Source organism: bacterium (assembly GCA_035559435.1).
Taxonomy (GTDB): domain Bacteria; phylum Zixibacteria; class MSB-5A5; order WJJR01; family WJJR01; genus JACQFV01.
In genome coordinates this window covers 1-5,262 of the sequence record DATMBC010000082.1, presented here as the reverse complement: position 1 = coordinate 5,262, position 5,262 = coordinate 1, and the positions used below count along the sequence as shown (strand labels likewise).

The 5,262-nt window shown below is 60.8% G+C and carries 5 protein-coding genes; 1 reads left to right on the top strand and 4 read right to left on the bottom strand.

All coding sequences use genetic code 11. From position 1 onward, the window contains the following. Both VNN55_10130 and VNN55_10125 read right to left on the bottom strand, forming a co-directional pair. On the bottom strand, positions 1–830 hold an 830-nt coding region (locus VNN55_10130; protein HWO57909.1), incomplete at its 3' end, for a PilT/PilU family type 4a pilus ATPase. A gap of 199 nt (positions 831–1,029) precedes the next feature. Then, positions 1,030–2,442, bottom strand: a complete 1,413-nt coding sequence (locus tag VNN55_10125; GenBank protein HWO57908.1) for a hypothetical protein — start codon at positions 2,440–2,442, stop codon at positions 1,030–1,032. A gap of 429 nt (positions 2,443–2,871) precedes the next feature. Here VNN55_10125 and VNN55_10120 point away from each other — a divergent pair, with 429 nt between their 5' ends. Then, on the top strand, positions 2,872–4,113 hold the full coding sequence (locus VNN55_10120) for a type II toxin-antitoxin system death-on-curing family toxin (GenBank protein ID HWO57907.1): 1,242 nt from the start codon (positions 2,872–2,874) through the stop codon (positions 4,111–4,113). A gap of 8 nt (positions 4,114–4,121) precedes the next feature. Here the strand turns inward: VNN55_10120 and VNN55_10115 are convergent, their stop codons facing one another. Beyond that, positions 4,122–4,595, bottom strand: a complete 474-nt coding sequence (locus tag VNN55_10115) for an IS5 family transposase (GenBank protein HWO57906.1) — start codon at positions 4,593–4,595, stop codon at positions 4,122–4,124. A 328-nt stretch (positions 4,596–4,923) separates the two neighbouring features. Next, on the bottom strand, positions 4,924–5,262 hold a 339-nt coding region (gene accB, locus VNN55_10110), incomplete at its 5' end, for an acetyl-CoA carboxylase biotin carboxyl carrier protein (GenBank protein HWO57905.1).

Here is a 5,262-nt window from a genome sequence, read left to right as displayed (position 1 = left end):
CGTCCCGGGCCGTCGCAGCGCGGCAGCAGGCGTTGCGAGACCACCGCCTGCAACGTGCCGGAGAGCATCAGGCGCACCTGCTGGTGCTGGTGGGGCGGGAAGAACGAAATGATACGCGAGATTGTCTCGACCGCGTTGATGGTATGCAGCGTGGTCAGCACCAGGTGCCCGGTGTCGGCGGCGGTCAGCGCGATCATCATGGTCTCCATGTCGCGAATCTCGCCGATGAGGATGACGTCGGGGTCCTGACGGAAGGCGTGGCGCAGCGCGGTGGCAAACGACTCGGTGTCGCCGCCAACCTCGCGCTGGCAGATCACGCTCTGATTGTCGCGGAAGATGTATTCGATCGGGTCTTCGACAGTGACGATGTTCTCCGAGCGGGTGCCGTTGATCTCCTCGATCATCGAGGCCAGCGTGGTCGATTTGCCCGAGCCGGTGGCGCCGGTCAGGATCACCAGCCCGCGGCGCACCGCGCACAGCTTACGGATGGCATCCGGCAGGTGCAGCTCGGCCATGGTCGGCACCTGGGTGAGCACGGCGCGGCAGGCAATGCCCGGTGTGCCCCGCTGGCGGTAGAGATTCAGACGGAAGCGGCCGAGCTTGGCGACGCCCAACCCGAGGTCCATCTCGTTACGCGCCTGGAAGCGGCGCTTCTGCTCCTCCGAGAGAATCTGGCCGATGATCTCTTCGACCTGATCGGCGGTCATCGGCGGCGAGTCCATCTGCGTGAGCAAGCCATCGATGCGAAGAATCGGACGCACTCCGACGCGGATGTGCAAATCGGAGGCGCCGCGCTCCATCATTTCTTCCAACAGTTCCTTGAATGTCATGGCGGTTCTCCCTGGCGGGCGGAATGCCCCCTCTCTGGGGAGTTATCGGCAGAAGGAAGGGAGGGCTGAAGGGGGCCCCTCACCCGCGCCGCCGCCGGCGTGATGAGGTGGCCGGCTTCACGGGCGAAGGCGCCGGGACAGGCCGCAACGACAAAGGGCCGGCAAGGCCGGCCCTACCGAGATGCTTTTGCGTTCAAGGTCAATCGCCGCGGCGGTCGCGACGTGCCTCCCTGTCGGCGCGGTAGAATTCGGAGTAGAGTTGCTCGCGTTCGTAGTCGCCGTCGACGTCATCCGCCGCTGCGAGGAATTCATCCTCGAGCGCTTCATCGCCGCGGCAATGAGGCAACAGCGACCGCAGGACTCCCCCCTGCTCGTAACTGGAGGAGATGCCGCGAGCGGCCGCCAGGGCCGCCCGTGTCGCGGCGGCATTGAGGTGTGGAGTGTCGGTAAACCCGGTCAACGCGCGGGCGGCGTCGTAATCGGACTCGATGGCGGCGACCGCGCTCATGAATGCATTTGTCGCCGCGGCGCCGTCGCGGGACTGCGGCACCAGTTCGCCCAGCAATTCGGCGGCCTCGTAGTCGGATTCCATCCGCGCGGCGATCCGCAACGCCCCGACCACCGCTTCCACCGGCGGATCGGAGCGCCAATCCAGGGCGGTCAGGGCGCGGCGCGCCTCGTACCCGGATTCAATCCCGGCAGCCGCGTCGACATACATCGGCATGAGCCGTTCGGAACCCGTGCACTGCGGCGCGAAGGAGATGAGCAGCTCGGCGGTTTCGTAGTCGGATTCCATCCGTGCGGCGATCTGCAGGACCGCGTTCATGACTTCGGGGCCGTCTTTGGCATCGAGCTCGATGGCGGACAGGGCGCGGCGAATCTCATAATCGGAGTCCATGGTCGAGGCCACGGCGACGTAGTCGGCGGTGAGCGAGGGATCCCAGTTGCGGTGCTCGGCGACGGTCAGAAGCAGTTCGGCCTTCTCGTAGTCGGATTCCATCCGCATCGCCGCCACCTCGAGGATATCGGAGCACTCGGCGGCGGTCAGCGCGGGGCGCTTGAACGCCTCGCCGACGAAGCGGCGCAGGACATAGTCGCTTTCGACATGGGCAACTTCGGCAATCAGTCCGGGGACACCGTCGCGGTCGAGAATACGGTTGGCGCGCTCCTCGGCGCCGATGCCGGTCTTGCGGATGAGGTCGACCAGCACGGTCGCCAGCCACGCCCGGCCCGCATCGTCGAAAGGCCGCTCCCGGCCGTCGACGTTGTATTCATAATCGAGATCCCCCTGGCGGTCGGCGCGGACGTCCAGTTCGGTCACGCGGGAGTCGCGCTTCTCCCAGATCAAGATCCGGCCGCTCTTGGAGAGGTCGTCAATCGTACGGTCATCCTCGCCGAACTTGACTGTCCCCTCGATGCGCACCTTGAGTTTGTTGGTCCCATCCGACCAGGTGGCGGTGGTCCGTCCGAATCCATCGGTGGTCACCGAAGTGCCGCGGCCATCGAAGACATCGACAGACACCCACTCGGCGAAGCGCGCAAGCAGTCCATCGCCATCGCAGAAGGACGGCCGGTTGTCGGCCGCGGATGCCGACGTGGCCGTTACTAGCAATACTATACCAGCCAACAAAATAGCATGAAAACAGCCCGAACAGAGACGTTGTTTGCAACTCGCAGCCTTTCCAACTCCAGTGTTTTCCATCTTCCCCTCCGATGAGCAGCCGGGACACTCCGACTAAGCATTTCTAGACGGAAACAGCCGTCAGAAGTTGCATAGGGTTCGGGAAGACGATTGAGAAATCACTATGGCGGGACAGGGAGATGAGAGATAGATTCAAAACGTCGTTTGAGTACGGAGTCCGCGCGTGGGGGCTCCCAATCGAGTGTGGGCCGGTACAATGCCATCTGGCATCATTTCAACGGAAAAGAGCGCCCTTGGACGACAGTACAACTCGGTGTTCTACGGGCACGAGATGTCGTTGGAGTTCTCAGACTCGATGATCCTGTATCGAGGGGCAGGCCCACCGGAATCGCTGGTTGAATGAAGAGGCGAAGCTACTACCCCATTAGCACATTAATCGCGGAATCCAAACTGGAGGCCGACGTTGCCTTGCTTATGTTGATGGAGGCGGGCGTTCAAGTTCTTAATGTCTGCGATTGCGTCCCCGGTTCCCAGATCGACCGTGTTCGGGAAGTGCTCGGAATCGCCCCGCAGGGTCTAGTACCTTCGAAGTACACGATTCAGAGCTTGGCTTGCCGATCACAGCAGTCGGAAGAAGTTGTCCGCGAAATTCTGCATCGGGCAAAGATACTGAGGAAACGACGGCTCTCCAGGATTCCGCGAGCGATGCTCTCTGATGCTGAGATCGCCCTCGGAATCAGACTCAAACCATCGACCGGCTCATCCATGGTGAGCAAAAGCTCCGAATTCTTCAAAGCTGACCGACTGCTCACTTCTCGACCATTAACCGATGCAACAAAGGTTGAGAGACACAAGAAGAGCTCACCAGATTGGCAGTTGATCGGTAGACCTCAGGAATTGGCATACTTGAGCTCGGCCGAGGTCGCCGAAATCCACGCTCGGCTTGTGAACGACTTTGCCTCATCTCGCGACCCTATTGATCCACCTGGCGTACGGAGCATTGATCTGCTGGAATCGGCCGTACATCGACCGAAGACTTGCCTCGGAGAAGCGGACAAGTATCCTTCAGTCGCGATGGCCGGTGCCGCGTTAGTTCACTCGATCGTTTTGAATCACCCATTTCACAACGGAAATAAGCGTGCGGCGCTCGTTTCGTTGCTGGTCTTTCTTGATAAGAATTCGTGGATATTCACTGCCACTGAGGACGAAATCTACGATTTCCTACTCAGACTGGCGGATCACAATCTGCTTCAGAAAGATGGTGAGCAAGTAATCGGAGCCGATCCGGAGACGCAGTATTGCGCATTTTGGATTAATAGGCGAATTCGCCAAGTCCAACGACATGAACACCCTCTCCAGTTCAGACAGCTACGACAAATCCTAGAGCGGTACCAATGCAGCTTAGCAAATCCCTCGAAAGGGAATCGAATCAACATCACGAGAGGCCATCTGACCACTCAAATCCACTATCAGGACGAAGGCAGTGATGTGCCGAAAGAAACGGTACACAAAGTAAGAAAAGAGCTGGAACTCGACGAATCTCACGGGTACGACTCTGGAATTTTCTATGTCGCGGGTGAACACATTTCAGAATTCATAAACACATACCGACAATTGCTTCGAAAGCTCGCTAAGGTCTAGAGTCAGTTTCATAACCTCCTGAGTGCGATGATGAGGCAGGCGACGTGAAGGAACGCCAGGAACATCACCGCGTAGTATTCGTAGCGGACAACCAGACGACGGAACCGATGCAACCACGCGAAGGTGCGTTCGACAATCCAGCGTCGCCGGTACCGGCGCAACGGTCGCCCGTCCTGAGGGGCGGAGCGTGTGCGCGAGATGCGGTGTGGGGCGATCAGTTGTGTGCCGCGTCGCCTCAGGACTCGGCGCAGCGGATCACTGTCGTAACCCCGGTCGGCAATCAATCGGGGAAGACGCGTCCGCGGGACACGGACATCATCGAGAACGGTTTCCAAAAGCGTGGTCTCACCCGGCGAGGCGCTGTCGACATGCAGTCCCAACGGCGTCCCCTTGCCGTCGGTGACGAGCATCACCTTCGAGCCATTGCCCCGACGGGTGGGGCCGATCCTGTCGCCCCCCTTTCGCGGAGGCGAAGGTCGCATCTGCGAAGCACTCCGTGACCTTCAACCGTTTACGGCGGTTCAGCCGGTGCAACAACGTTCGCCAGATCCCATCCCAGACACCCAGATGCTCATACAACGCCAGCCGGCGCTTATTTGAAGAGTCGTGGCATCGATGCGTAGCTGACCATGGACACCTGCATTGTGGCGTGTTTCGCTTCCGTCTCTCAAATCTAACGGTTAGTCTCACCTGTGGCCCAGTCTGCGGGGTGAGGTCAAAAGCCCCACATGCCACGTGAAACACGGTCCAACGGTAGGGACGTATGCGATACGCCCCTGCGTTCTGCAATTGCGGCGGGTGCCCTGTGGACTAAATGGCCGTCGGGTCAATCAGGAACAGCGGCTGGCCGAATTCGACCGGCTGGGCGTTCTCGACGAGGATCTTGACAATCTTGCCGGACTGTTCGGCCTCGATTTCGTTCATCAGCTTCATCGCCTCGATGATGCAGAGGACATCGCCGACCTTGACGATTTTGCCCGGCTCGACAAAGGCGGGCGCGTCGGGGGCCGGCGAGCGGTAGAACGTGCCCACCATCGGGGATTTGATCTCGACCAGATGGGACGGCGGCGCGACGGGCGCCGGAGCGGCGGGCACGGGGGCCGGGGCGGGCGCCACGGCGACCGGCGAAGCCACCGGCGGCGCGGCGGG